The organism is Paraburkholderia sp. FW306-2-2C-D06C (assembly GCF_058781505.1).
Genome location: NZ_JBYSWU010000001.1, coordinates 25,196 through 50,480, shown reverse-complemented (window position 1 = coordinate 50,480; position 25,285 = coordinate 25,196). Strand labels below are relative to the sequence as shown.

Annotated in this window: 22 protein-coding genes; 4 read left to right on the top strand and 18 right to left on the bottom strand. The window is 62.6% G+C overall.

What is annotated here, in order from left to right; all coding sequences use genetic code 11:
* Positions 1-2: 2 nt before the first annotated feature.
* The 9 genes from AC3WLT_RS00235 to manD all read right to left on the bottom strand — a co-directional run bounded on the left by AC3WLT_RS00235 (position 3) and on the right by manD (position 7,605).
* The gene (locus tag AC3WLT_RS00235) at positions 3-449 is read right to left on the bottom strand and encodes a lytic transglycosylase domain-containing protein (RefSeq protein ID WP_492589655.1); all 447 of its coding nucleotides are present in this window, start codon (positions 447-449) and stop codon (positions 3-5) included.
* 58 nt (positions 450-507) lie between these two features.
* Positions 508-864, bottom strand: a complete 357-nt coding sequence (locus tag AC3WLT_RS00230; RefSeq protein WP_492589653.1) for a hypothetical protein — start codon at positions 862-864, stop codon at positions 508-510.
* Positions 861-1,214, bottom strand: a complete 354-nt coding sequence (locus tag AC3WLT_RS00225) for a hypothetical protein (RefSeq protein WP_492590108.1) — start codon at positions 1,212-1,214, stop codon at positions 861-863. Before AC3WLT_RS00225 ends, AC3WLT_RS00230 begins: the two co-directional genes overlap by 4 nt.
* A gap of 8 nt (positions 1,215-1,222) precedes the next feature.
* Positions 1,223-1,429 carry a hypothetical protein gene (locus AC3WLT_RS00220; protein WP_492589651.1) on the bottom strand — a complete coding sequence of 69 codons (207 nt, stop codon included), beginning with the start codon at positions 1,427-1,429 and terminating at the stop codon, positions 1,223-1,225.
* A gap of 136 nt (positions 1,430-1,565) precedes the next feature.
* Complete coding sequence (locus tag AC3WLT_RS00215; RefSeq protein WP_492589649.1) at positions 1,566-2,399, bottom strand: GntR family transcriptional regulator; 834 nt, start codon at positions 2,397-2,399, stop codon at positions 1,566-1,568.
* A 72-nt stretch (positions 2,400-2,471) separates the two neighbouring features.
* Entirely contained in the window at positions 2,472-3,764 is a 1,293-nt protein-coding gene (locus AC3WLT_RS00210; RefSeq protein WP_492589647.1) for an MFS transporter, read from the bottom strand.
* A 100-nt stretch (positions 3,765-3,864) separates the two neighbouring features.
* A complete protein-coding gene (locus tag AC3WLT_RS00205) occupies positions 3,865-4,911 on the bottom strand; it encodes an L-idonate 5-dehydrogenase (RefSeq protein WP_492589645.1) in 1,047 nt (348 codons plus the stop codon).
* Between the two features lie 31 nt (positions 4,912-4,942).
* Positions 4,943-6,346 (bottom strand): MFS transporter, encoded by a 1,404-nt coding sequence (locus tag AC3WLT_RS00200; protein WP_492589643.1) that lies wholly within the window; start codon positions 6,344-6,346, stop codon positions 4,943-4,945.
* Positions 6,347-6,396: 50 nt separating this feature from the next.
* The gene (manD, locus tag AC3WLT_RS00195; protein ID WP_492589641.1) at positions 6,397-7,605 is read right to left on the bottom strand and encodes a D-mannonate dehydratase ManD; all 1,209 of its coding nucleotides are present in this window, start codon (positions 7,603-7,605) and stop codon (positions 6,397-6,399) included.
* Between the two features lie 266 nt (positions 7,606-7,871).
* Between manD and AC3WLT_RS00190 the strand changes: the two genes are divergently transcribed.
* Entirely contained in the window at positions 7,872-9,380 is a 1,509-nt protein-coding gene (locus AC3WLT_RS00190; protein ID WP_492589639.1) for a mannitol dehydrogenase family protein, read from the top strand.
* Between the two features lie 96 nt (positions 9,381-9,476).
* Here the strand turns inward: AC3WLT_RS00190 and AC3WLT_RS00185 are convergent, their stop codons facing one another.
* The 3 genes from AC3WLT_RS00185 to AC3WLT_RS00175 are packed head-to-tail and all read right to left on the bottom strand — an operon-like array spanning position 9,477 to position 12,663.
* Positions 9,477-11,297, bottom strand: a complete 1,821-nt coding sequence (locus AC3WLT_RS00185) for a bifunctional diguanylate cyclase/phosphodiesterase (protein WP_492589637.1) — start codon at positions 11,295-11,297, stop codon at positions 9,477-9,479.
* Entirely contained in the window at positions 11,297-12,421 is a 1,125-nt protein-coding gene (locus tag AC3WLT_RS00180; protein WP_492589635.1) for an extracellular solute-binding protein, read from the bottom strand. The genes AC3WLT_RS00185 and AC3WLT_RS00180 overlap by 1 nt, the downstream gene beginning before the upstream one ends.
* Positions 12,328-12,663 (bottom strand): hypothetical protein, encoded by a 336-nt coding sequence (locus tag AC3WLT_RS00175; protein ID WP_492590137.1) that lies wholly within the window; start codon positions 12,661-12,663, stop codon positions 12,328-12,330. The genes AC3WLT_RS00180 and AC3WLT_RS00175 overlap by 94 nt, the downstream gene beginning before the upstream one ends.
* Positions 12,664-13,220: 557 nt before the next feature.
* Between AC3WLT_RS00175 and AC3WLT_RS00170 the strand changes: the two genes are divergently transcribed.
* From AC3WLT_RS00170 to AC3WLT_RS00160, 3 genes are all read left to right on the top strand, one after another.
* Positions 13,221-14,003 carry an ABC transporter substrate-binding protein gene (locus AC3WLT_RS00170; protein WP_492589633.1) on the top strand — a complete coding sequence of 261 codons (783 nt, stop codon included), beginning with the start codon at positions 13,221-13,223 and terminating at the stop codon, positions 14,001-14,003.
* Positions 14,004-14,271: 268 nt separating this feature from the next.
* Entirely contained in the window at positions 14,272-15,387 is a 1,116-nt protein-coding gene (locus AC3WLT_RS00165) for a succinylglutamate desuccinylase/aspartoacylase family protein (protein ID WP_492589632.1), read from the top strand.
* 382 nt (positions 15,388-15,769) lie between these two features.
* Complete coding sequence (locus AC3WLT_RS00160) at positions 15,770-16,933, top strand: porin (RefSeq protein WP_492589631.1); 1,164 nt, start codon at positions 15,770-15,772, stop codon at positions 16,931-16,933.
* Between the two features lie 241 nt (positions 16,934-17,174).
* On the opposite strand, the gene AC3WLT_RS00155 is transcribed toward AC3WLT_RS00160, so the two are convergent.
* The 6 genes from AC3WLT_RS00155 to AC3WLT_RS00130 all read right to left on the bottom strand — a co-directional run bounded on the left by AC3WLT_RS00155 (position 17,175) and on the right by AC3WLT_RS00130 (position 25,012).
* Entirely contained in the window at positions 17,175-17,813 is a 639-nt protein-coding gene (locus AC3WLT_RS00155) for a formate dehydrogenase subunit gamma (RefSeq protein WP_492589629.1), read from the bottom strand.
* Positions 17,803-18,723: a formate dehydrogenase subunit beta gene (gene fdxH, locus AC3WLT_RS00150; RefSeq protein ID WP_492589627.1), complete on the bottom strand. Its 921-nt coding sequence runs from the start codon at positions 18,721-18,723 to the stop codon at positions 17,803-17,805. Before fdxH ends, AC3WLT_RS00155 begins: the two co-directional genes overlap by 11 nt.
* A gap of 20 nt (positions 18,724-18,743) precedes the next feature.
* Positions 18,744-21,815 carry a formate dehydrogenase-N subunit alpha gene (gene fdnG, locus AC3WLT_RS00145; RefSeq protein ID WP_492589626.1) on the bottom strand — a complete coding sequence of 1,024 codons (3,072 nt, stop codon included), beginning with the start codon at positions 21,813-21,815 and terminating at the stop codon, positions 18,744-18,746.
* A 155-nt stretch (positions 21,816-21,970) separates the two neighbouring features.
* The gene (locus tag AC3WLT_RS00140) at positions 21,971-22,633 is read right to left on the bottom strand and encodes an ankyrin repeat domain-containing protein (RefSeq protein ID WP_492589625.1); all 663 of its coding nucleotides are present in this window, start codon (positions 22,631-22,633) and stop codon (positions 21,971-21,973) included.
* Positions 22,634-22,697: 64 nt separating this feature from the next.
* Positions 22,698-23,333, bottom strand: coding sequence for a c-type cytochrome (locus AC3WLT_RS00135; RefSeq protein ID WP_492589623.1), 636 nt, complete (start codon positions 23,331-23,333; stop codon positions 22,698-22,700).
* On the bottom strand, positions 23,330-25,012 hold the full coding sequence (locus tag AC3WLT_RS00130; RefSeq protein ID WP_492590106.1) for a pyrroloquinoline quinone-dependent dehydrogenase: 1,683 nt from the start codon (positions 25,010-25,012) through the stop codon (positions 23,330-23,332). Before AC3WLT_RS00130 ends, AC3WLT_RS00135 begins: the two co-directional genes overlap by 4 nt.
* Between the last annotated feature and the right edge of the window lie 273 nt (positions 25,013-25,285).

The following is a 25,285-nucleotide window of genomic DNA, read 5'->3' as shown; positions in this document are numbered from 1 at the left end:
GCCTAGCGGGCGGACGGCAACTGCCCCCATGCGACCAGTACCTGCTGAATGCCGCGTGCGTAGGCGTCGCGCCGTTTCGGCGATTCCGAATGGTAGGCGCCGATCGCGCGCCAGGTATTGCCGTGCTTGACCATCTTCTGTTTCAGCAGCCAGGCGGCCACGTAGACGTTGACGCACGGGTCGGTCAGCGCGCGATGCGGTACGCCTTCGCGCTTAAGGTCGCCGAAATGAATTGAATTGATCTGCAGCTGACCGACGTCGATCGAACCGTTCGCGTTCTGCCGGATTGCGCTCGGGTCCCCCTTCGATTCGTACCATGCAACCGCGCGTAATACCCACGGGTTGACGCCCTGATAAGCCGCGGCTTCGTTGAAGCAATCGTCGGCCGCGTACGCCGTGCCGCACACCGACAGCCATGCGAGCGCAGCCACGCAGATTTTCAAGGACATGATTCATCCCCCCGCTTGATAGCGATAAAGAGTAGTGAGCTCCGGCTCGCCGGCCGACTTACTTGATCGACGCCTGATCGATCTGCCGTTGCACGGAGTCGAGGTAAGCATGCGAGGCGTCGGATACGACGAGCCGTACGACCGGGCCCGGCGGCGGCTTGAGCTCCTGAACGTGTACCGGCGCGCGCGGCTTCTTTCGATGCGGCGCCGGCTTCAGCGGCAAGTCGTCATCGTCGCCGCTCGACGGCGGCAGCATCGCCAGCGACGGCAGCGGCGGATACACCTTGTCCGCCGCGGCGGGAAAAGCGCTCGCCGACTGCAGGTCGGCCCCCGGCTGCCCCGCGAAGGCCGGCGCGCTCAGAAGCATTGCCACCGCCAGTAAAGTCATCCGGAACATCTCGATGGCCTCCTTCATTGAACCGTCCTGATCGACACGCTATACGGCTGACCGAGGCCGGCAGTCCGATTCTCGAAGCTCACTTTTGTCGTCCGCTGTGCCGGCACGCCCTTCCATACAGCCTGATTCAGGTACGCGAAGTCCTGACCCAGCGCGGTGACGAGAACAACCGTGGACTGCTTCTGCGCGGCAGCCAACGCGCCTGCTTTGGCAAGCACGGCGGTGAGCTGCGGGTCGCGCGCGCCGAGCGCGTCCGGCGGAATTTCGAAACTGATAACTTCGTTCGGCGCCTTGTCCGGCCGTGCGGCAGTCGAGGACGGCATCTGTGCGCATCCGGCCAACGCGAGAACGGCCACCACAAACATCATCTGTCGCTTCACGCGAATCTCCAGTCAGTCTCGTTGCTGTAACGTGGTTTTCGGCAGGCCGGTGGAGAAAGTTGATATGCGGAAAACGCCTCCGCAAAAACAAAAATAGTTACCTCAAGATCCGCGCAAACGATTGCTTCGGCGCTCACCGAGGCACCGATCCAGGCAAAGTTGCCTCGCGTTTTCGGCGATGAAATCGTCTGATGATTGGCCATCAGGAAGCCGTGTCGACACGCGGGTGTCGACAAGCGGCACAGCCGGGAGGGATGAATCGGGGAACGGTGAATCAGGCTGCGAGGTTCTCAGGCCGCCTGCGAGACTGAAGGCGCGCGGGCCGCTTGTCGGGGCGCGTCAAGTCGACAGCGGTACGCGCTCCGGCTCGTCTGCTTCGAACCACGCAGGATTGCGCTCGGCAATCGGCCCCAGCGACACCAGAATCTCGCGCAGATGCCGGCGCATCGCTTCCTCCGCAGCGCCGGGGTCGTGCGCGCGCAGCCCGGCAAGAATCTTCGCGTGCTGCTTGATCAGCAGGTCGAGCGGCGAAACGTCGGGCAAGCTCAGGTAGCGCACCCGATCCATCTGCGCCTTGATGTCCTGAATCGTCTCCCATGCCGCCGTGCAGTCGATGGCCTGGGCGATCGCGAAGTGAAAGGCCTCGTCGAGCGCGAGGAAGGCGGCGGTGTCGTTCGATTTCGCGACGAGCTTCTGATCGCGCAGATTGTCGGCGAGCGCCTGCAACTGTTCGTCGGTGATCGACACAGCCGCCTTGCGCACCACCGCTGTCTCGATCGCCTCGCGAATGAAGCGGCCTTCGCGCACCTGGCGCGGCGAAATGCGTTTAACGAAGGTGCCGCGCTGCGGCAGCACTTGCAGCACGCCCGCTTCGACCAGCTTGATGAACGCTTCGCGCACCGGCTGCCGCGACACCTGAAACATGTCCGACACTTCCTTCTCCGAGAGCGGCGTGCCCGGCACCATCTGGCCCACGAAAATCGCCTGGCGCAACGCGCGGAAAATCTGTTTGCCGATCGGCTCGTGAGAATCGAACGAGACGCTGGCGGTCAGATCCGGCAGTTCGGCGCGCGGGCCGGCCGACACGGCCGCGCGCCGCCGCGCACGAGGCGCTGCGAGCAGCATATCGGCGGAGATAGACGAGTCAGCAGCGTGAAGGTTTTTGTTCGGCATCGGACAAAGCAGCGGATGAAATACGAGGGAGACGGCACGCGCGCTGAACCCATGCAAGCGCGTCGCACCATACTACCATGCACGTTTCATACGCAGAGCGCTTGCGCGCGGCTCGCGAATCCATACCAGCGAACACGCCGCGCCGAGCACCGCGACCGCGCCCGCCAGCACGAACGCACTGCCGTAAGTGCCGTGAGTCGCCTCGACGATGAAGCCGGTCACCGCGGGCCCGATCACGCCGGCCAGATTCGCCAGCAGGTGCACGAAACCGCCCACACCACCTACGTGTTCACGCGGCACGGTGTCCTGAATCACGGCCCAGTAGACCGCGCCCGTCACATACAGGAAGAAGATCGACACCGACATCAGCGCGACCGCGCCTTGCACGCTGGCAACGCGTCCGGCCAACGCCACGCACACCGCTGCCGCGCCGAGACAGGTGCCGAGCACGAGCTTGCGCGAGAGCAGCGGCTTGCCGGTCAGGCGCAAGATGAAGTCCGAGATGAAGCCGCCCGCCGCCAGCCCGATGCTGCCGAGCACCCATGGGATCACGGTTGCGAAGCTCATGTCATGCAAGCTCAGATGATGCGCTTCGGTCAGGTAGGTCGGGAACCACGACAGGAAGAAGAACAACACGTAGTTGTATGAGAAGAACGCAAAGGCGGTCGCGAGAATGATCGGCTTGCGCAAGAAGTGGCCGAGACCGAACCGTTCGCCATCGGCCGAATGAGCGATGGCATGTTCATCGGCCTGGCCCGCGCGGATGAGATCCATCTCGTCAGGCGTCACGCGCGAATTTTCGTGCGGATGTTCGGTGGTCGTCGCCGCCCACACTACGAGCCACGCGAGCCCCAGCATCATGATCGCGACAAAGGCCCAGCGCCAGCCGAACTGCACCGCCATGAAACCCACCACCGGGCCCGCCAGCGCGCCGCCGAGCGGCGTGCCCGAACTGATCACGCCGATCGCGCTCGCGACTTCCTTGCGTGGAAACCAGTTGTTGACCATCTTGCTGTTCGACGAACTGAACGGACCTTCGCCCATGCCGAACAACACGCGCAGCACGATCAGCGAACCGATGCCCGTCGCCAATGCTGTCGCGCCGCAGAAAACCGACCAGACGCCCATTGCGGTGCCGAACACGCGCTTCGCACCGACCTTGTCCGAGAGCACGCCGCCGACAAAATTGAATAGCGCGTAGCCGACGAAAAAACTGCTGAACACAATGCCCATCTGCGCATGCGAGAAGTGCAGGTCCTTCTGGATCAGCGGCGCGGCGATCGACAGCGCCGAGCGGTCGAGATAGTTGATCACGCCTGCCAGAAACAGCAGCGCGACGACAAACCAGCGTTGGCTCTTGATCATCGGATGTCTCCTTTCGGTTCGCCTCTTTGCGGGCGTTTTAATGAATTGTGGAGGCGCTGCGGATGCAATGCCCCGGCCACGGTCAGTGGGTGTCGAGTGCCTAGTCGAAGTTCAGATGCACCTTCATCGACTGCGAGCGGTCGAGCGCCACTTCGAACGCGTGGTTCGCCTCGCTCATCGCGAACGCATGCGTCATCAGCGGCCGCAGATCGACCTTGCCCGAGGCGATTTCCTCGGCGGCGATCGCGTATTCGTCGGTGAAACGGAACGAGCCCTGGTAGCGGAGTTCTTTGGCCATCACGAGATTGGCCGCCACCGGCGATTGGCCGGCCGGCAGATTGCCCACCTGGATCACCGTGCCGCCCGCCCGCGCCGAGCGCAGCGCCGTGTCGAGACCGGCGGGGCTGCCCGACGCTTCAATGACGACGTCGAAGGTGCCGCGTTGCGCGGACCATTGATCGATCGTGGTGCTATCGGCAGCGTTCACGGTCTGATCCGCGCCGAGTAGCCAGGCCACCTGCAACGCGCGGCTCGACAGATCGAGCGCGACTGTGCGATGCGCGCCCGCGCGGCGCGCAACCGTCAGCAGAATGCAGCCGATCGGCCCGCAGCCCACCAGCAGGACGCTCGCGCCGACCAGCGAGCCGGCCCGCTTCACCGCATGCAACGCGACGGCGAGCGGTTCGGCCATCGAAGCCTGCGCGAAATCTACGCCATCCGGCACCGGCACGCACTGCCGCGCCGCGACAACGATGTACTGACGAAACATGCCCTGCGTATGCGGAAACGTCGAAGCGCTGCCCATGAAGCGCATGTTGAGGCAATGATTCGGCATGCCGCCGAGGCAAAAGCGGCACGTCCCGCAGGCGAGCCCAGGATTGACGGCGACGCGCTGCCCGGGCGTCAGGTTCATGTCCACGCCGACGTCCACGCCGAGCGAATCGATCTCGCCGGCCACTTCATGCCCGAGCACGAACGGCTCGCGCACCGCGAAGTCGCCGCTCTTGCCCTTGAAGTAGTACGAGAGATCCGAGCCGCAAATGCCGCCGGCGCGCACGCGCACGCGCACCTGGCCGGGGCCGGGTTCGGGCGGCTCGACTTCGTCGATGCGGATCAGTTTGGGTTCGTGAAGCACGGCTGCCAGCATGGTGAACTCCGGTAGGGCAAAAGTCGCGCGCTCAGGGCTGCGCGATTGACGACGAAGATGAAGATGAGAGGCCTTGCGCGGACGTGTACTCCTGCGGCAGTTCGCCGGCGCCCCAATCCTGGAGATCGCCGCCGCGCCGGCGCGGCGCGGTTTCCGGCAACGCAAACAGCGACACTGCCGACACGATGCCGAGCACTGCGACATAAAGGATCAACGCGAGCGAGTTGCCATGCGTCACCTGGATCAGCTTGACGGCCAGCAGACCGAGCACACCGCTGCCGAGCAAAGAGCCGATCTGCCAGATCAGCGCAATGCCGCTGCAACGCACGCGCGCCGGGAACAATTCAGGGAACAACGCCGCTTGCGGCGCATAGCAAAGACTGTGGCCGACGCTGATCGCCAGAATCATCACGAGCTGGATCGTCGCACGATTGCCGCTATCGATCGCCATGAAGAACGGCACCACCAGCGTCACATGCAGCAGCGCGCCGGCGATAAAGGTCGGCCGCCGGCCGATGCGATCGGACAACGCGCCGGCGAGCGGAATCGTCATGAGCTCGAGCGCCACCGCAACGATCACCGTTTGCAGCAGCATGCTTTGAGCAATGCCATGTGCTTTGCCGTAGGCGAGCACGATCATCGTGTACATCGCGAAGGTGCACGCCTCGATCAGCTTGGCGCCGACGCCCTTGACGATGGTTGGACCAAACTGCCGCACCACTTCGACCACCGGACGTGAAGCCACCGCCTTGGTGCGCTGGATCGTGGCGAAGATCGGCGACTCTTCGGTCCGCAAGCGGATATACAGACCCACGGCGACCAGCAACGCGCTGGCGAGAAACGGAATGCGCCAGCCCCAGTCGAGCAGTTGCGCCTGCGTCAACGTTGCGCTGAGCACCGCGAACAACCCGGACGGAATCAGAAAACCGGCAGGCGCACCCAATTGCACCAGGCTTGCGAAGAAGCCGCGCCGCACAGGCGGTGCGTATTCGGCCGTCAGCAACACGGCGCCCGCCTGCTCGCCGCCCACGCCGAACCCTTGCAGCACGCGAATCACGATCAATGCGATGGGCGCCCAGATACCGATCGACTGATAGTCCGGCAGCAGGCCGATCACGAACGTACCCAGGCCGACGATCAGGATCGTCACGATCAGTGCTTTCTTCCGGCCGACGCGGTCGCCGAAATGACCGAACACGATGCCGCCCAGCGGCCGCGCCAGGAACCCGACCGCGTAGGTCGCGAAGGCAGCTAGCGTACCGATCAGCGGGTCGTCTGCAGGAAAGAACTTCTGGCCGAACACCAGCACGGCGGCGGTGCCGTACACGAAGAAGTCGTAGTACTCGGCTGCGGTGCCGATGGTCGAGGCGAAGGCGACGCGGCGCAGCATGGCGGTGCTGGCCGGCGCGGCGGCTTGCGGGCGTGCTGGATTCACGCGTGTCTCCATTCTGTTATTGGGCTTGCGGGGCGAATCAGCTCACCCGCTCACCAGTTCCACAGCGTCCCATCTTCGAGACGCGCGACCGGCAGATAGGCCGGGTCGTACGGATAGCGCGCGGCAGCCGCTTCGTCGATATCGACGCCGTGGCCCGGCGCCTCGCCGGGATGCATCACGCCGTGATCGAAGCGCCATGCATGCGGGAACACCTCGAGCGCTTCCGCCGGAAAACCCATGTACTCCTGCACGCCGAAGTTCGGCACCCACAGATCGAAGTGCAGCGCCGCACCCATGCACACCGGCGACAGATCGGATGGACCGTGGCAACCGGTGCGCACCTGGTACAGCGAAGCAAAATCGGCAATACGCCGCAGATGCGTAATGCCGCCCGCGTGCGTCAAGGTCGCGCGGATGTAGTCGATCAACTGCTCCTCGATCAACTGTTTGCAATCCCAGATGCTGTTGAACACTTCACCGACTGCGATCGGCGTAACCGTATGTTCGCGAATCAGCCGGAAGCCGGCCTGGTTTTCGGCGGGCGTCGGGTCTTCCATCCAGAAGAGCCGATACGGCTCGACCGACTTGCCGAGACGCGCCGCCTCGATCGGCGTCAGACGGTGGTGGACGTCATGCAGCAAATGCGTAGCGAAGCCGAACTTGTCACGCACCGCTTCGAACAGCTTCGGCACGAAGTCGAGATACTTTTCCGACGACCAGCTCTGCTCTTCGACCGCGCCTTTGGTGGCAGGCTCGTACATGCCGCTGCCTTTCGAGACGCCGTATACCGAGCGCATATTCGGCACACCGCATTGAATGCGGATGGCCTGATAGCCGGCTTCGACATGTTCGGCGTAGCGATCGAGCGCCTCGGGAATGTCGCGGCCGGTGGCATGGCCGTACACCATCACGCCGTCGCGCGACGCGCCGCCGAGCAGCTTGTACAGCGGCATGCCCGTGACCTTGCCGAGAATGTCCCACAGCGCCATATCGACGGCGGCGATCGCCGTCATCGTGACCGGCCCGCGGCGCCAATACGCGCCTTTGTACAGGTATTGCCAGGTGTCTTCGATACGGCCCGGATCGCGGCCGATCAACAGCGGACACACGTGGTCTTTCAGATACGACGCGACCGCGAGTTCGCGGCCGTTCAGCGTTGCATCGCCGATACCGTGCACGCCTTCATCAGTGACGATTTTCAGTGTGACGAAATTGCGGCCCGGGCACGTGACGATCACGTCGGCGCGAACGATCTTCATGACATTTTCCTTGCAGAGGCGAGTTGCGGACCGCGCCATGCGGCGGCATGCAACTTGCAGCTTTTCATGGCGGTTCTGGAGCGGTGGCCGAGCTGCGAAAACACCTATGTCATGCATCACTCAAGCCGTGCGAACGATGCTACCATACAAGTATAGTAAGTCGTCAAATCAGGGTTTTCCCGCTAATCGACACCGTTTTTCAAGCCTTTTTTCAAGCCCTTTTCAAGCCCTTTTCAAGCCCGTCTCCGCTCTCTGGATCGCCTCTCATGACCTCTGCTGACGCCCTGCCGAGCCTCGCCCGCCACGCATTGCCCGCACTGGGAGCCCACCTGTTGTCGCCGCAGTGGCGCGAGCCGCGCATCGGCATCGTGCATCTGGGCATCGGCAATTTTCATCGCGCGCATCAGGTGCTCTATACGGAAGAAGCCATGCTGGCCGCGGGTGGCGATTGGGGTATTTGCGGCGTGACGCTGCAAGGCGACCTCGGCAAGCGCGACGCGCTCATGAAGCAGCAAGGTTTGTACAGCGTGGTCGAACGCGGGCCGCACGGCGCAGAGGTGACGGTCGTGCGCGCGTTGCGTGAAGTGCTGGCCATGCCGCACGATCACGCGGCGCTGTTCGCACGGCTTGCCGATCCGCTGGTGCGAATCGTTTCGCTGACGGTGACTGAAAAAGGCTATTGCCGCGACCCGAAAACGGGCGAGGTCGCGCTCGACGATGCCGCCGTCGCACACGATCTGGCACACCCGCTCGCGCCGCGCACGGTGCCGGGCATTCTCGTGGCCGCCTTGCGCGAGCGGCGTGACAGTGCGGGCAATGCCGGCACTGCGGATGGCAAGCCGTTTACCGTGCTGTCATGCGACAACCTCGCGCATAACGGCGCCGCGCTGCGCCAGGTGGTCTGTTCGTTCGCACGGCAACTCGATCCCTCATTGGCCGACTGGATCGCCGCCGAAGTCGCGTTTCCATCGACGATGGTCGATCGCATCGTGCCGGCCACCACCGGCGCCGAACGCGCAACGGCCGCCGCTGCACTCGGCTATCAGGACGCCGCGCCGGTGCCGTGCGAGCCGTTCCGGCAATGGGTGATCGAAGATCGTTTCCCGGGGGGACGTCCCGCGTGGGACGCGGTCGGCGCACAACTCGTCGACGACGTCACCCCGTTCGAGCTGGCGAAGCTGCGCATGCTGAACGGCACGCATTCGACGCTTGCGTATCTGTCGATGCTGGGCGGCTTCGATACCATCGACGCGGCGATCGCCGACCCCGCCATGCGCAATCTCATTCACGCGATGATGACGCACGAAATCGCGCCGACCCTGACTGTGCCCGCGTCGTTCGACCTGCTCGCCTACCGGGACGCACTGCTCGAGCGTTACGCGAACCCGGCGCTCAAACATCGCTGCGCGCAGATCGCAATGGACGGCAGCCAGAAGATTCCACCGCGTCTGCTCGGCACGATTGCAGCCAGGATCGAGGCGGGCCAGCCGTTCACGCGTCTGGCGCTGGCGCTTGCCGCCTGGATGATGTTTTTGCGTGGCCATGCGGACGACGGCACACGCTACGAAATCAGCGATCCGCTTGGCGATAGATTGAAAGCGCTCGCGGCGTCGGCGCGTGGCGAGCCGCAGGCGCTGCTTGCCGCGTTATTGTCCGTGCGGGAAGTGTTTCCGGCGCATCTCGCCGCGCAGCCGCGCTTCATCACCACGCTTCATGACGCGCTGCGCTTGCTCCACGAATACGGCGCACGCGGCGCGATCGCCGCTTCGCAATGAACTCGCTACTGGCCTCGTTACTGGCCTCGTTGCTGGCCTCGTTGCTGGCCTCGTTACTGGCCGCGAGCGTCCAGACCGTCAGGCGCTCAGCCCGGCTCACAGCGCCAAACCGGCGCTTCCAGCCGTAGGCTCGGCGTCGCCGCCTTCCGCACCATCCTGCATGCCTCGCTCCTCTTCGAGCTTCTGCGCGTCGAGCAGGTCCTGGTAGCTCAGATACGCACAACGTCCGCCGGATTTGGCCGCGTACATCGCGGCGTCGGCGTTGAGCAGCAACGCCTCGGCAGTGGCGCTGTCGACCGGAAACTGGCTGATGCCGATGCTGGCGCCCACCGTCATGCAATGCTCATCGATCAGCAACGCCTCATTCAGCATGTCCATGATCCGCGCCGCGATCTTTGGCGCCGCATCGGCGGAACGCGAGCCTTCGATCAGCACGATGAACTCGTCGCCGCCCAGCCGGGCCACGACATCGACGGGGCTCAGCCCATTTCTCAGACGCCGCGCCACCGCAACGAGCACCTTGTCGCCGACGGAATGGCCGAACTGATCGTTGATCTGCTTGAAGCGGTCCAGATCGACGAACAGCACGGCCAGCCGTTCGTCGCGCTTCGTCGCCTCGCCGATCGCCGCCTCGAGTTTCTGCATGAACAACATCCGGTTGGGCAGTCCGGTCAACATGTCGTGCGTGGCGAGATGAACGAGTTCATGTTGCTTGTTGTGCAGCGCATCCATTTGCGATTTGATTTCGCGGCGCAGACGATCGAAGCAGCGCGCCAGTACGCCGATTTCGTCGGTGCGTTTGAGCGGCAGCGTTTCCATCGAGTGTCCGGCGAACAGATGGGTCGCTGCGTGCGACAGAATGTGCAGAGGCCTGGTTAGCGCGCGGGCAAACAGGATCGCGAGCAGGATCGCCATCGCGCTCGAAATCAGCACCATCCGGATGATCCGGCTGCCCAGCAGGTTAGCGCCGGAGAGCACATCGTCAAGCGGCTTGGCGAGGCCCAGCACGATGAAGCGATTGCCTTCGGCCGCGCCGAACGGCCGGCGAACGAAAGCGAGCACCAGGCCGGCGTCCAGCCCCGAGCGCACCAGACCTTTCAGAAGCACTTCGCTTCTGGACTGTTCGAAGAGCGGCCTGGCGGCGGCAAAACTGTCCTGCATGAAGAAGCGCCGCCCCTTGTCGAAGCCGAACGTTTTCGAGGCATCGGGATGGACCAGGAAATCGCCCCACTCGTTGGCGAGATAGACCTGGTAGCTGCGCGGCAGATCGCTCTGCAGACGTTTGAGCAATCCGGCGAGGTCGATGTCGAGAACCACGACGCCCACCACCGCGCCACTTTCGTTCGCCACCGGCGTGCCGAGCCGCAGTGTCGGTTTGCCTTCGGCCGAATGCGCGCCGTACTCGCGATTGATCGTGATCGGCGAGGTATAGATGCGCTCCGGCGGCAAGGCCAGCGTATCGAACACGTACGCGAACTGGCCTTTCTCCTGCAACGCGCGCCCCGCGACGCGCACCGTGCGCCTGGCGTCGCGATCGAAACGGATCAGTTCCAGCCCGTAGTGCTCACGGGTGATCAGACGGATCTGCAAATATTCGGGGTGGTGGGCCATGAAACTGGCAAACACCTGTGCCAGCCTTTCGCGCGGCGCATTCGGGCCAAGACCGTTGTCGGTCTGCGCGACCTCGGCCGCGGACGGCATGCTGCCGAGCACCAGGGCGTCGGCGGCGGCATCGTCCATCGCCACTGAAAAGCGCTCGCCCAGCAGTTCCGTCGAAGTCAGCAAGCTGCGTTCGGCTTCGCTCACCAGCATCGTGCGATTGGCACGGTACGCGTAATAGCCGGTCGCGCCGGACGCCAGCACACCAATGCACGCAAGCAGCACCGATAACTTGAACGTCAGGCCTGGACGCATCATCAAAAGCGCTCCGAGCGGTCTCCCGACACGATTTTGCTCCACAGGTCCTCGCGCCGCTGGATATCCTCCACCGGGCCGATCCAGACGATGCGCGCATCATCGCGGTTTTCCGCGGACTCAGTCAAGGTGTTGGCGAGCCCCTGGCGCTGCGTCAACAACTCGCTGACGTCCGGTTCGAGCATGTAGTTGATCCACGCGAGCGCAAGCGGACGATCGGCCGCTGAAATGGTCATCGCCCAGCAGTCGAGCCACGCGAGCGCGCCTTCGTCGGGAATCACATAGCCCACGTCCGCGCCGGCGCGACGCAGCAAAGCGACCTGCTGGGTGCCGTAGTTGCCGAACATCAAGGCAGCCTTGTGTTGAATGAAGAACGCGGTCGCCTCTTCCGGCAGCGTGTAATACGTCAGCAAGTTGCGGCGCAGGTCGACCAGCTTGTGTGCGATCACGCGCATCTGCGCGGCATCGAGCTGAAAGGGATGGGCATAGCCCAGCGCCAGCGCCGTGAACGAGAAATTATGCTGGGCGCTGTTGAAGTCGAGAACCTTGCCGCGGTAACGCGGGTTCCACAATTCGAGCATCGAGCGCGGCGCAACGGCAATCTGCTTGCGATCATAGATCAGTCCCATCGACGAATAAGTGAATGGAATGGCGTACACCTTGCCGGCCGTCGTCAATCCCGCGATCGACGACAGCGCCTGAAAACGCGGCAATTGTCTTCGAGTATTGGGCAGACTGGCCAGATCGAGCGGCGTCAGCAGATTCGCGCGGGTATAGCGCTGGATTTCGGCGGTATTGGCTGCCAGCACGTCGAATTGCGGCGCGCCTCCTTTGCCGTGCATCTGGTCCCATAGCGCCTCGTCGGAATCGACCAGCGTGACTTCCACCTTCGCATGGAAACGCGCTTCGAAAGTTTTGACCACGTCGCTGTCCGCATACCCCGGCCATGCCAGCACGCGCAGAACCTTCTCGTCGGCGGCAGCCGGCGCGGACGACAAAAGGCTAGCGCAAAAAACGGCGCTCAGCAGCAGCGTCAAAAATCCGGGAAAAGCGCCGTTGCGCGATGGATCCGGGCGCCGTGCACCGGCTGCGGTTCGCCGCTGGAACGATGGGTTGCCACCGTGCATTTCATCTGCCCTCCAAATCGTGTGCATTCCATCAACATCGCCCCGGCGGAATGCCGTGACGACGAGCGTACCGCCAGGCGGCAGTTGGCCGCCGGCGCGGTGTGTCGAATGACTTCGTTCAGACAGATAAGCTCGCCAACGCTGTGCGGCAAGCGCGCAGCGCGTCGATGATAGCGCCAAGGAAGGCGTTTTTGGTTCGGCCTCGCCGGCGCCGGCAGGAACAGGCTGCCGGCAAGATGCACTCAACGGCTCACCTCGCGCCCACTCATTTATGTATAACGGATCGCCTCACGGAATCTTTAACTGAACCGGGCCAAGGGAACGCTCGAAGCGCAAGCTTCGGCGCGCCTGACACGGCACCGTCAGCGGCGAGCTCGCGGATTCGTTCGGCAAGGGGCAGGAGGCAAGGAACCAGAAGGAAATAGAAGGGAATAGAAGGGTGACTTTTACAGCCAGCCTGATCGTCAACCTGGTCTGCGACGAAATCCGCTTCGAATCCGCACATTAGCCAATTTCTTTACAGCACCTTTACAACACAGCAAACGATAGAAAGCCCAGCAATGCAATTCACATCAACAGCACAGTCGAATTACCGCCCTATTCAGGCTTTAGAAGCTATTCCCGTTCGCTATCCGGTGTTTCACTAGCTACCCAATCTTTTTGAACTGATAAGCTTGGCGCGCGCTGCTGGCCGCCCCGGCCGGCAGACTAAACCAGGTCCGGTCGTGATTCGCGCCGGACGTCCCGCTGCGGCACAACCGCATGCGGGAGTATTTGAACTACACCGAGGAGTTAAACAGTGAAAAAACTGCTAGCGGCTTTGACGGTTGCTCTGCTTGCCACCGTCTCGATTGGCGCACACGCTAAAGATTGGTCGACTATCCGTTTCGGCGTTGACGCCAGCTATCCTCCGTTTGAGTCGAAGGGCTCGGACGGCAAGCTCGTTGGCTTCGACATCGACCTCGGCAATGCAATCTGCGCGCGCCTGAAGGCCAAATGCGTATGGGTTGAAAACGACTTCGACGGCATGATCCCGGCACTGAAGGCGAAGAAGTTCGACGGCGTGCTGTCGTCGATGTCCATGACGCCGCAACGCGCCGAGCAGATTGCTTTCTCGTCGAAGCTGTTCAACACGCCGACGCGCCTCGTCGCGAAGAAGGGTTCCGGCATCCAGCCGACGGCCGATTCGCTCAAGGGCAAGACGGTGGGCGTCGAGCAAGGCACGATCCAGGAAACCTACGCAAAGACGTACTGGGAAACGAAGGGCGCGAAGGTCGTGCCGTATCAGAACCAGGACCAGGTCTACGCCGACTTGCTGTCGGGCCGTCTGGATGCTGCGTTGCAAGACGCGGTGCAAGCTGACATCGGCTTCCTGAAGACGCCGCGCGGCGCGGGCTTCGAGTTCGTCGGCAAGGATCTGGACGATCCGAAGATCCTCGGCAGCGGCGCCGGCATCGGCATGCGCAAGGAAGACGCCGATCTGAAGGCGAAGGTCGACAAGGCGATTGCCGACATCATCAAGGACGGTACGTACAAGAAGCTCGAGAAGAAGTACTTCGACTTCGACGTGTACGGCAGCTAATACGGCAGCCGATCCAGCGTGGCGTGTCTGAAAGGCGCGCCGCGCGAGGCAACGTGACCAGGACGGGCCCCGCCACACGCGGGGCCCGTTTTGTTTGCAAGGCCGTCCACACGACGCAGCGCAAAACCATCCACCGCGCCATATCGGCTAAGATCGTGCGATCGAGGCGCCGCGCGACGGCCCCCCGCAGACCGATCACGAGACAATCTTTTCCCTGTAATCAACGACATAGCACGGCCCGCCCCACTTGCCCGCGCACTTGAAAACCATGCAAACCCAAACCCATCCGCTGATTGCGCCGACGCTCGGCACCGCCCGCAACCTGACGAGTTTTCACTACGGTCCCGGCGGCGGGCAGAAGATTTACATCCAGTCGTCGCTGCATGCCGACGAGTTGCCCGGCATGCTGGTGTCGTGGGCGCTGCGCCGCAAGCTCGCCGCGCTGGAAGCCGCCGGCAAGGTGCGCGGCGAGGTCGTGATCGTGCCGGTGGCGAATCCGATCGGTCTGAATCAGCACTTTCTCGGCCACCTGAGCGGCCGCTTCGAAACCAACAGCGCGCAGAACTTCAACCGCAACTTCTACGACCTGTCGGCGCTAGTGCAGCCGGGCATCGAGGCGCGCCTGACCGACAACATCGACGCCAATCGCCTCGCGATCCGCGCGGCGATGCGTGAGGCGCTCGACGAGCAAAAGCCGGAAACCGAACTTGAATCGCAGCGTCTCGCACTGCAAAAGCTGTCCTGCGACGCCGACGTCGTGCTCGATCTGCATTGCGACTGGGAAGCCGCGATGCACCTCTACACGAACCCCGATCTGTGGCCGGAAGTCGAGCCGCTCGCGTGCTATCTGGACGCCAAGGCGTCATTGCTCGCGTTGAATTCGGTGGGCAATCCGTTCGACGAAATCCACAGCTTCTGCTGGTCGGATCTACGCGGCAGGTACGGCGAGCGCTTCCCGATTCCGAACGGCGCGATCTCAGTGACGATCGAACTGCGCGGCCAGCGCGAGGTGTCGTACGAATACGCCGATCGCGATGCGCAGGCGATCATCGAATACCTGACCTCGCGCGGCGTGATCGAAGGCACGCCCGCCCCGCTGCCGGCGCTCGAATTCGCCGCGACGCCGCTCGCCGGCGCCGAGCCGCTCGTCGCGCCGATCAGCGGCGTACTGGTGTACCGCTGCGAAGTCGGCACCTGGGTCGACGTGGGGACTGAGATCGCCGATATCGTCGATCCGCTGGCCGATCGCGTCGTGACCTTGAAGAGCGGTGTGGCCGGCGTGTTGTACGCACGGCATCTGACGCGCTTTGCAACGGCCGGCCTGGAGTTCGCACGCATTGCCGGCGCAAAGGCGTTCAGAAGCGGCTCGCTGTTGAGCAATTGACCGGTAAGCAAGCGGCCAACAAGCAGCAAGCGGGGCTACGGCTCGGCGCCGGCCCGAAAGCCTTTCGCTGTAAAGCAAATCGCCCGCTATTCAAGCGGGCGATTTGCTTTTGTACGTCGCATGCCGCCGCAGCGCCCTGAAACCAATCACTTTTCATACGCATATCCGCGCGAAACGGCAAGAGCTTAGACGCGGGTGGCATGAGCCATTTCCGATAGCGAAGCCAGGTGAAGCGATGTGAGTGTCGCGTTGACGCGACAAATTACAAAAATAACCGAAGCTGTCACAGACCTTACTCTGCATTCCCTTAAATTTCCGCCCATCGCACGACCTCGCCGAAGAGCCGGCGTCGCGATCGCTTAATTTTTAATCGGAGAATGTCTTGAACAAGAAAGTATTGACCGCCGCTACTCTCGCCGTCTTCGCCAGCGCCGCCCATGCGCAAAGCAGCGTCACGCTGTATGGCCTGATCGATGCCGGCATCAGCTACGTGAACAACTCCAGGTCGGGCACTAGCCACGACAAGCTCTTCAAGTACGACGACGGCGTTGCTCAAGGCAGCCGTTGGGGCCTGCGCGGCACCGAAGACCTCGGTGGCGGCCTGAAGGCACTGTTCGTGTTGGAAAACGGCTTCAACAGCGGCAACGGCACGGCTGGCCAGGGCGGCGCGATGTTCGGCCGTCAAGCGTATGTCGGTCTGTCGAAGAACGACATCGGCTCGCTGACATTCGGTCGCCAGTACTCGTTTTCGACGGACTACCTGGGCGGCAATTACTCGACCGGTGGCCAAACCGTCGCGGGTAACTACGCTTACCACATCAACGACGTCGACCAGTTGACGTCGAGCCGTATCAACAACTCGGTCAAGTTCAGCAGCGCGAATTTCTCGGGCCTGACCTTCGGCGCGATGTACGGCTTCTCGAACCAGGCTGGCGCATTCGCCGGCGCACCGGCAAGCGGCACGGTCGCGGCACCGGTCGCAGGTTCGTCGCGTGCATACAGCTTCGGCCTGAACTACGCGAACGGCCCGTTCGGCATCGGCGCGGCGTACACGGACATCCGTTACCCGAGCCAGGCAACCCCGGCGTTCTCGACCAGCATGGCTAACGTCGCAGTCGCCAATGTTCGCGATCTGCGCACGTTCGGCGTCGGCGGCCGTTATTCGATCGGCGCAGCGACGCTGTGGGCGTTGTACACGAACACGCGCTTCGAACCGATCACGGGCGGCTCGACGACGTTCGCTGCATACGAAGCGGGCGCGAAGTACGCATTCACGCCGGCACTGACGGCAGGCGCAGGCTACACGTACATGCACCTGAGCAACGCCAACACGGGCCACTGGAACCAGGCTGATCTGAGCGTCGACTACGCGCTGAGCAAGCGTACGGACGTGTATGCACTGGGTATCTACCAGATCGCCGCAGGCCACAACGGCACGCAGGATCTGCAAGCGCAGATCGGTTCGAGCACGAGCTACTTCAGCACGTCGGGCACGGGCGCGGACAACCAGCTGGCATTCCGCGTGGGTATCCGTCACAAGTTCTGATCGGGTGTTGCCGGCAGGGAGCGCGAGCTCGTTGCCGGCCCGAGGTTTTGGAAAACGCCCTGCGGGGCGTTTTTCTTTTGGAGCAACGCTTTTACAGGTACTGTCACGTTGTCGGCAAGTCGGCGGGGGTGCGGCGACAATAGCCGGCATGAAACGAACCGCTCAATCGCACGGCTCCCCTGCCACCTCGGCCATTTCATATGCGGGCTATCGCTTCCCGCCCGACGTGATCAGCTACGCCCTATTTGATGCTCTCACGGAACCAGCGTGGATGATGCTTCCTCGCCCAGCCGAGCGTCACGGTGCCGCGCGTCATCGCGCCGATCGAGCCTTTGATCCACAGCGCCGCATAGATGTGCACGATGATCCCCACGATCAGCACGAACGCCGTTGCCGCATGAATCAACGCCGCCAGCCGTATCACCGAGACCGGATAGTAGTCCGAGAAATAGCGTCGCCAGATCACAATGCCGCTTAGCAGCAGCAAGATCAAGCATGCGGCCATCAGAAAGAAGAGCAGCTTCTGTCCGGCGTTGTAGCGGCCGACCTCGGGCAGCTTGTCTTCGCGATTCGCAAGCACATCGTCGATCTGCCTGAGCCACTGGAGGTCGCTCTTGTCGAGCAGGTTGTGACGCCAGAAGCGCAGCGCAAGAATCAGGAACGACACGAACATCACCAGGCCGACGAACGGATGCATGATGCGCGTCCACTGTCCGCCGCCAAAAAGCGCGGTGAGCCAGAACATCGACGGATGAAACAGCGCGAGCCCGGACAACGCGAGCAGCACGAAACTGATCGCGGTAATCCAGTGGTTGGTGCGCTCGTTAGCGGTATAGCGCACAATCCGGTTCGCGTCTGCCGCATTTTGGTCAACTTTCATCGGAACCCTCCTTCGGGCGGCGTGTCTCGTCGCGGGCAGCGGCCTCCTCTTCCTGCGTGACTTCGTTCGGGCCGACGCGCGTATAGTGGAAAAACCCTGCAAGCGCCGCCAGCGCCATCGCACCCAATGCAAGCGGCTTCGCCACGCCCTTCCACAAACCGACTAATGGGCTGATCCTCGGATTGTCCGGCAGCCCGTGGTACAGCGATGGTTTGTCCGCATGGTGCAGCACGTACATCACATGCGTGCCGCCGACGCCTGGTGGATCGTACAAGCCCGCATGCTCGAAGCCGCGCTCCTTCAGGTCCTCGATGCGTTCCGCCGCGTGCTGCTTCATGTCGTCCTTGGTGCCGAACACGATCGCTCCGGTTGGGCACGTCTTCACGCACGCTGGCTCCTGGCCCACCGCGACGCGATCCGAGCACAGCGTGCATTTATACACACGATGATCCCGCTTCGAGATGCGCGGAATGTTAAATGGACAGCCGGTGATGCAATAGCCACAGCCGATGCAGTTTTCCTCATGAAAATCGACGATGCCGTTCGTGTACTGGACGATCGCGCCGGGTGAAGGACACGCCTTCAGGCAGCCGGGATCTTCGCAATGCATACACCCGTCCTTGCGGATCAGCCATTCGAGGTTGCCATCCGGGTTCTCGTATTCGGCGAATCGCATCACCGTCCACGAGTGCTCGGTCAGGTCGGGCGGGTTATCGTAGACGCCGACGTTCGTGCCGATTTCGTCGCGCAGGTCATTCCACTCCATGCACGCGGTCTGACACGCCTTGCAGCCGATGCACTTGGTGACGTCGATCAGCTTCGCGACGCTGCCCGTAGCCGGCTCGCGCGCTGACGGCGGCTGCACCGTAGTGGCCGACACGCGCTTGATATCGAGCGATTGCAGTGCCATCGCGTTCTCCTCTCACGTGGTCAGGCTTTCTCGACTTTCACGAGGAAGGACTTGAATTCCGGCGTCTGCGTATTGCCGTCGCCGACCACTGGCGTAAGCGTATTGATCAGATAGCCCGGTTTCGCGAGGCCCTTGAAGCCCCAATGCAATGGAATACCGACGGTCTGCACCTTCTTGCCGTCAATCATCAGAGGTTTGATGCGTTTGGTGACCACCGCCACCGCAACCATGTGCCCGCGATTCGACGACACCTTCACCCGGTCTCCGGCCGTCACTCCGACTTCCTTCGCGAGATCCTCTCCGATCTCGACGAACTGCTCCGGCTGAGTGATCGCGTTGAGTCGCGCGTGCTTCGTCCAGTAATGGAAGTGTTCGGTGAGCCGGTAGCTCGTCGCGACATGCGGGAATTCCGCCGCCTTGCCGAACGCCGCACGGTCGCCCGGAAACACGCGGGCCGCTGGATTGCTCGTTACTTGCGCGTTTTGCGGATGGAGCGGGTTGTAGCCGAGCGGGGTCTCGAACGGCTCGTAATGTTCAGGGAACGGGCCTTCGGCCATCCCATCGCGCGCAAAGAAACGCGCGACCCCTTCCGGGTTCATGATGAACGGACCCATGCCGGCTTCCGGCGGTTCGTCCACCTTGTAGTCCGGTATGTCAGCTCCGCCCCAGGTATGGCCGTTCCACGCGATCAGCTTGCGAGTCGGATCGAACGGCTTGCCGCTTACGTCGCATGACGCCCGGTTGTACAGAATGCGTCGGTTTGCCGGCCACGCCCATGCCCAGCCGAGCGTCTGCCCGATGCCCGTCGGGTCGGCGTTGTCGCGCCGCGCCATCTGGTTGCCCGCCTGCGTCCACGCACCGCAGAAGATCCAGCAGCCGCTCGATGTGCTGCCGTCATCCTTGAGTTGTGCAAAGCCCGCTAGCTGATCGCCTCTTTTCACGAGCACCTTGGCCGGGTCCTTCGGGTCGGCCACGTCGGCCAACGCCTTGCCGCTATATTCCATCGCCAGTTCTTCAGGCGTGGGGCTTGCGGGATTCGCATACGGCCAGTTCAGATTGACGATCGGGTCCGGAAACTTGCCGCCCTGCCCCTGGTACATCTTGCGGACGCGCAGGAACAGCCCCGACATGATTTCCAGATCGCTCCTCGCTTCGCCGGGCGGCATGGCGCCCTGCCAATGCCACTGCAGCACGCGCCCCGAGCTGACGAGCGAGCCGCGTTCTTCGGCAAAGCAACTGGTCGGCAGACGGAACACTTCGGTCTGGATCTTCGACGCATCGACGTCGTTGAACTCGCCATAGTTCTTCCAGAACTCCGATGTCTCGGTAGCGAGCGGGTCCATGATCACGAGCCACTTCAGCTTCGAAAAAGCGGCGGTCATCTTCGCCTTGTTCGGCGCGGAAGCAAGTGGATTGAAGCCCTGCGCGATGTAGCCGGTCATCTTGCCCTGGTTCATCAGCTCATACACCTGCAACATATCGTATGGCTTGTCGAGTTTCGGCAGGTAGTCGAAGCACCAGTTGTTCCCAGCCGTCGCCGTGTCGCCCCACCATGCTTTCATCAGACTAACGAAGAAGCTTCGATAGTTCTTCCAGTAGCTCAACTGGTTCGGCCGCAATGGCTGCGTCGCGCGCTTCGTTATATACGCCTCGTAGTCCTGTTCAGCTTGCGACGGCAGCGTCATGTACCCCGGCAGCAGGTTCGACAACAGTCCGAGGTCCGTCAGCCCCTGGATGTTCGAGTGTCCGCGCAGCGCGTTCATCCCGCCGCCCGCGATGCCGATGTTGCCAAGCAGGAGTTGCACCATCGCACCCGTACGGATCATCTGCGATCCGACCGAATGCTGGGTCCAGCCAAGTGCATACAGGATCGTTCCGGCGCGGCCCGGCACGGCCGTGGTCGCGAGCATCTCGCACACCTTCAGGAATTGATCCTTAGGTGTACCGCAGGTCTTTTCGACCATCTCCGGCGTATAGCGCGCGTAGTGCTGCTTCATCAGGTTGTACACGCAACGTGGATGTTGCAGTGTCGCGTCCACCTTCACGAAGCCATCGTCGCCACGCTCATAGTCCCACGTCGATTTGTCGGGGTAGCTGTGCCTGGCGGCATCGTAGCCCGAATAGAGCCCGTCGTTGAATGCGAAGTCCTCTCGCACGATGAACGATAAGTCCGTGTAGTTCTTCACGTACTCGTGCTGGATCTTGTCGTTCGTTAGAAGATGGTTGATGATCCCGCCCAGGAAGACGATGTCCGTCCCGGTGCGAATCGGTACGTAATAGTCGGCAACCGACGCGGTACGCGTAAAGCGCGGATCGACCACGATCAGCCTTGCCTTGCGATGCGCCTTCGCTTCCGTGACCCACTTGAAACCGCACGGGTGCGCCTCGGCCGCATTGCCGCCCATCACCAGAATCACGTCCGCGTTCTTGATGTCGACCCAATGGTTCGTCATCGCTCCACGGCCAAACGTCGGGGCAAGACCTGCCACCGTCGGGCCGTGTCAGACACGCGCCTGGTTGTCGAAACCCAGTAGCCCCATGCTGCGGGCCACCTTGTGCGTCAGGTAACCGACCTCGTTGCTGCTCGCCGACGCGGCCAGCATACCGGTCGTCAGCCAGCGGTTGACCTTCTTACCGTCTTCGGCAGTTTCGACGAAGTTGGCGTCGCGGTCTTCTTTCATCAGCTTCGCGACACGGTCGAGCGCGTCATCCCACGAGATGCGCTGCCACTGGTCGGAACCGGCCGCGCGATACTCCGGATGCGTCAGGCGGCTCGGGCTGTGAATGAAGTCGATGAGACTTGCGCCCTTCGGGCACAACGTGCCGCGATTGACCGGGTGATCCGGGTCGCCTTCGATATGAATAATGCTGGCCGTGGCGTTTTTCGCGCCGTCGCCCAGCCCGTACATCAGGATGCCGCAACCGACTGAACAATACGGGCAGGTGTTGCGGGTTTCAGTGGTACGCGACAGTTTGTATTGACGGACTTCAGCCAACGCGGGTGCCGGTGAGAAGCCCATCAGGGCCAAACTCGATCCGGTCAGCGATGTGGCGGTGAGCGTCAGGAACTGGCGCCTTGTCAAATTGACCATGGTGGCGGTCCTCGGACGTGGTGTTGCCCATGAACTACCAGTATATATAGTGATTTTTGAATATTCCGCCAGAGGTGCCAGCGGATAAACCCTCACTTGGCACGCCGAATTTCTCGTCGGTCGCTTGCACTCGATGAGGATGACGAACCGGTTCGCTAGTGCGCGGACAACAGCACGGCCGCGTGACCTGAGCCGGTCTGCGCGGCGATGTCCTGGGCGGTCATCCCGCGGTTGTCCCGCAGCGTCGGATCGGCGCCGCGCGCAAGCAGCAGCTTGATCGTGTCAGGATGATCGTAGCCTGCGGCCCACATCAGCGCGGTCAGGTTGTTCTTGTAGATGCGGTTGACGTCGATGCCGGCATCCAGCAAGCGCTGCACCACGGCCGTGTGTCCCTGCCCCGCCGCATACTCCATCGCGGTTTTGCCGACCCGATCGGTAGCTGTTGGATCGGCGCTGTGCGCGAGCAGCAACGCGACGAGTTCGTCGTATCCGCCATAAGCCGCGGCCATCAGCGGCGTCACGCCCGACACGTCGGCCTGGCGGACGTTCGCGCCATGCCCGATCAAGGTCTGCGCCATCCCGGCTAAGCCTTTCTTGCACGCGGTGATCAACGCAGTGTCGCCGATCCGGTTGCGCGAATCCACTACCGCGCCGGCTTCCAGTGCGGCCCGGACTGCCACTTCGTCGCCGCTCCTGGCAGCGACCAGCAATTGCTGGTTCAGCGTCGCATCGGCGGCCATCGCGTCCGCCGGTAAGCCAGCGCCGTATGCGCCCACCAGCAGCGCAACACACGCTATCCATCCTGTTGTTGGTCTCATGGCTCCCGCTCCCGCTTTAGCGGCTCACGTCCATTGCGTGCGGCACCGCAACATCGCCGCTGCGCTACTGCAGATTGGCGACGTAAGCGGCAAGGTTTTCGACGTCCTCGTCGGACAGCCCTTTGCTGACACTCGTCATGTTGCCCGCATCGTTCGTTCGCCGACGCGCCCTGAAGTCCTGCAGTTGCTTGACGATGTATTGATCGTACTGTCCCGCGACACGCGGAATCTCGTTCTGCCCGGAGAACCCGCCCAGATGGCACATCGTGCACAACACCTCCGCCGCCTTGCGGCGCCCTGCTTCGACTTTCATGGGATCGGCCCTGTACGGCACCGGTTCGGCGCGCTGCGCGGCAAAGTAGTCAGCCAGATCCAGCATATCGTCACGAGACAGACCGGTGACAATCGGCGACATGCGTGGATCGCTGCGGCGTCCCGCCTTGAAGTCTTGCAGTTCCAGGTAGAGGTAGCGAGCGGTCTGTCCGGCCAGAATTGGATAGTCCGGGTTGGTGGAATTGCCCATCGGGCCATGGCAGGCCACGCATACCTGCGCCTTGGACTGGCCTGCCGCGGCGTCTGCATGCGCGCCGGTGGGAAGCCCCCCGGCGCTCACGCAACACAACAGCAGGACCGTCCAGATCCAACGCGTGCCCAGAAACGCGCGCACATCTTTGCCGGCGCTCGCCACGGGCTCGCTCATGGCAACGCGAATACAACGACCGCATTGCCGCGCTTGAAGTCGATCTGCGTATTGCCGCCGGCGGCAACGGCAACGTACTGCTTGCCGTGGACCATGTACGACACCGCTGGCGCGTTCACGCCGGCACCGCACTGAAATTCCCACAGCATCTTGCCGGTGGACGCGTCGAAAGCCCGGAACAGGCCGTTGCCCTCGCCGTTGAAGACGAGGTCGCCGGCGGTCGCGAGCACGCCGCCAATCAGCGGCTGCTCAGTCTTGTAGGACCACGCAACCTTGCCTGTGTCGACATTGACCGCAACCAGCTTGCCCCACTGCGCCTCGGACGGGATCGTCTTGAACGCGCCGCCGAGCCACAGCTTGCTGCCGCCTGGATACGCGGCGTCTTCAACCTGATAGGTCATCGGCTGGTGCAGGTTCGCCGCATACGCGAGGCGCGTCTTCGGGTCGAACGCCATCGGGGACCATTCGACCCCGCCATTGGCACCCGGCAACATCCGCGCGCCAGCGGCGGTGGGCAGCGTCCACATGTTCTCTTGCGGAATCATCGGTTGTGAGAAACGGATCAACTTGCCGGTGCGCCGATCGTGGACGTACACGTGTCCGGTCTTTCCGCCCTCAAGCACACCCGGAACCATCTTGCCATCGGTGTCGCGGACATTGACAAGGATCGGCGGACTCGCTGCGTCGAGATCCCAGACGTCATGGGCGATGTACTGGTAGTGCCATTTGTATTTGCCGGTATCCAGCTCGACCGCGACGAGCGAATCCGTATAGAGATTGTCTCCGGGGCGGATCGCTCCATACAGGTCCGGGGACGGGTTGCCGACCGCGAAAATCACCGTGCGCGACTCCCGGTCGATCGCAGGCGCCATCCACACACCGCCGCCGAGCGTCTTGTAGAAGTCACCGCCCTTGGCCGCAAGCTGCTGCTTTTCGCTATTGATATCGCGCTTCATGTCGCGGCCGGTCGCGTCTTTGGTCGCCCAGACACCTTCCTGTCCAGTGTCCGGAATCGTGTAGAAGGTCCACAACAAGTTTCCAGACGCCGCGTCGTATGCTTTAACAAACCCGCGAATGCCATACTCGCCGCCATTGGTGCCAATCAGCACCTTGTCTTCGACGACGGCGGGTGCCATCGTCTCCGAGTAGCCGAGTTCCGGGTCGGCAATCTGGGTCGCCCACAGGACTTTGCCGGTCTTCGCATCCAGCGCGACCAGTTTGGCATCCAGAGTTGCCATGAAGAGCCGGTCGCCCGAGATCGCCACGCCGCGGTTGTTAGGCCCACAGCAGAACGTCGTAATCGGTCCCATCTTGTGCTTGTAATGCCAGTACTCCTTGCCGGTTGCCGCGTCCACCGCGTACACGTGGTTGAACGACGTCGTAATGAACATGATGCCGTGCGAAACGATCGGTGCCGTTTCCATCGACTCGTTGACGGCAGTCTGGAAGATAAAAACCGGCTTCAGTCTTGCCACGTTGGTCTTGTTGATCTGCGCACCGGGGTAGTAGCGCGTCTGTGAGTAAGACCCGTTCGAATGAAGCCAGTCGGCAGTGCTGCCGCCAGCCGCGTCGAGTTGCTGCTGCGTGACCGGCCGGAGCACGTCCGGCATCGGCGCCGACGTGCTCGTTGCGGCGTTTTGCACCTCGTCCGCACCGAATGCGGCGGACACACCGAGCATCAGCGCAAACTGGCAGGCGCAAATCGTTAAGGTACTGCGGGATGGATGCATGAGTGTCTCCTGGTTTTTAATTGCCTAGGGTATTCGTCATGCGAATGCGACATCGTCCGCTTCACGGGCGGCGTCGAATACGGGATGGCACAACCCTATCGGATGCGCTTTGATCTGAACGCGTTTGGATTCAAATCGTCGATTGCCTGGTTAGGGCGGGTCGGCTGAGGGGATGGACACCGCTTTACGCTTTTTCACCATAAAGCCGGCCTCTTTAAGCGT

What these genes read in the sequence shown, in the direction of transcription:
- AC3WLT_RS00210 (WP_492589647.1), bottom strand. Translation starts at nt 3,764, where the DNA reads ATGATCAAGAGCCAACGCTGGTTTGTCGTCGCGCTGCTGTTTCTGGCA.
- AC3WLT_RS00135 (WP_492589623.1), bottom strand. Translation starts at nt 23,333, where the DNA reads ATGAGCGAGCCCGTGGCGAGCGCCGGCAAAGATGTGCGCGCGTTTCTG.
- fdxH (WP_492589627.1), bottom strand. Translation starts at nt 18,723, where the DNA reads ATGGCACTGCAATCGCTCGATATCAAGCGCGTGTCGGCCACTACGGTG.
- AC3WLT_RS00225 (WP_492590108.1), bottom strand. Translation starts at nt 1,214, where the DNA reads ATGATGTTTGTGGTGGCCGTTCTCGCGTTGGCCGGATGCGCACAGATG.
- AC3WLT_RS00190 (WP_492589639.1), top strand. Translation starts at nt 7,872, where the DNA reads ATGACCTCTGCTGACGCCCTGCCGAGCCTCGCCCGCCACGCATTGCCC.
- manD (WP_492589641.1), bottom strand. Translation starts at nt 7,605, where the DNA reads ATGAAGATCGTTCGCGCCGACGTGATCGTCACGTGCCCGGGCCGCAAT.
- AC3WLT_RS00165 (WP_492589632.1), top strand. Translation starts at nt 14,272, where the DNA reads ATGCAAACCCAAACCCATCCGCTGATTGCGCCGACGCTCGGCACCGCC.
- AC3WLT_RS00185 (WP_492589637.1), bottom strand. Translation starts at nt 11,297, where the DNA reads ATGATGCGTCCAGGCCTGACGTTCAAGTTATCGGTGCTGCTTGCGTGC.
- AC3WLT_RS00155 (WP_492589629.1), bottom strand. Translation starts at nt 17,813, where the DNA reads ATGAAAGTTGACCAAAATGCGGCAGACGCGAACCGGATTGTGCGCTAT.
- AC3WLT_RS00130 (WP_492590106.1), bottom strand. Translation starts at nt 25,012, where the DNA reads ATGCTCGGTGTGTCCGCCGCATTCGGTGCGGACGAGGTGCAAAACGCC.
- AC3WLT_RS00180 (WP_492589635.1), bottom strand. Translation starts at nt 12,421, where the DNA reads ATGCACGGTGGCAACCCATCGTTCCAGCGGCGAACCGCAGCCGGTGCA.
- AC3WLT_RS00230 (WP_492589653.1), bottom strand. Translation starts at nt 864, where the DNA reads ATGAAGGAGGCCATCGAGATGTTCCGGATGACTTTACTGGCGGTGGCA.
- AC3WLT_RS00215 (WP_492589649.1), bottom strand. Translation starts at nt 2,399, where the DNA reads ATGCCGAACAAAAACCTTCACGCTGCTGACTCGTCTATCTCCGCCGAT.
- AC3WLT_RS00235 (WP_492589655.1), bottom strand. Translation starts at nt 449, where the DNA reads ATGTCCTTGAAAATCTGCGTGGCTGCGCTCGCATGGCTGTCGGTGTGC.
- AC3WLT_RS00205 (WP_492589645.1), bottom strand. Translation starts at nt 4,911, where the DNA reads ATGCTGGCAGCCGTGCTTCACGAACCCAAACTGATCCGCATCGACGAA.
- AC3WLT_RS00220 (WP_492589651.1), bottom strand. Translation starts at nt 1,429, where the DNA reads ATGGCCAATCATCAGACGATTTCATCGCCGAAAACGCGAGGCAACTTT.
- AC3WLT_RS00140 (WP_492589625.1), bottom strand. Translation starts at nt 22,633, where the DNA reads ATGAGACCAACAACAGGATGGATAGCGTGTGTTGCGCTGCTGGTGGGC.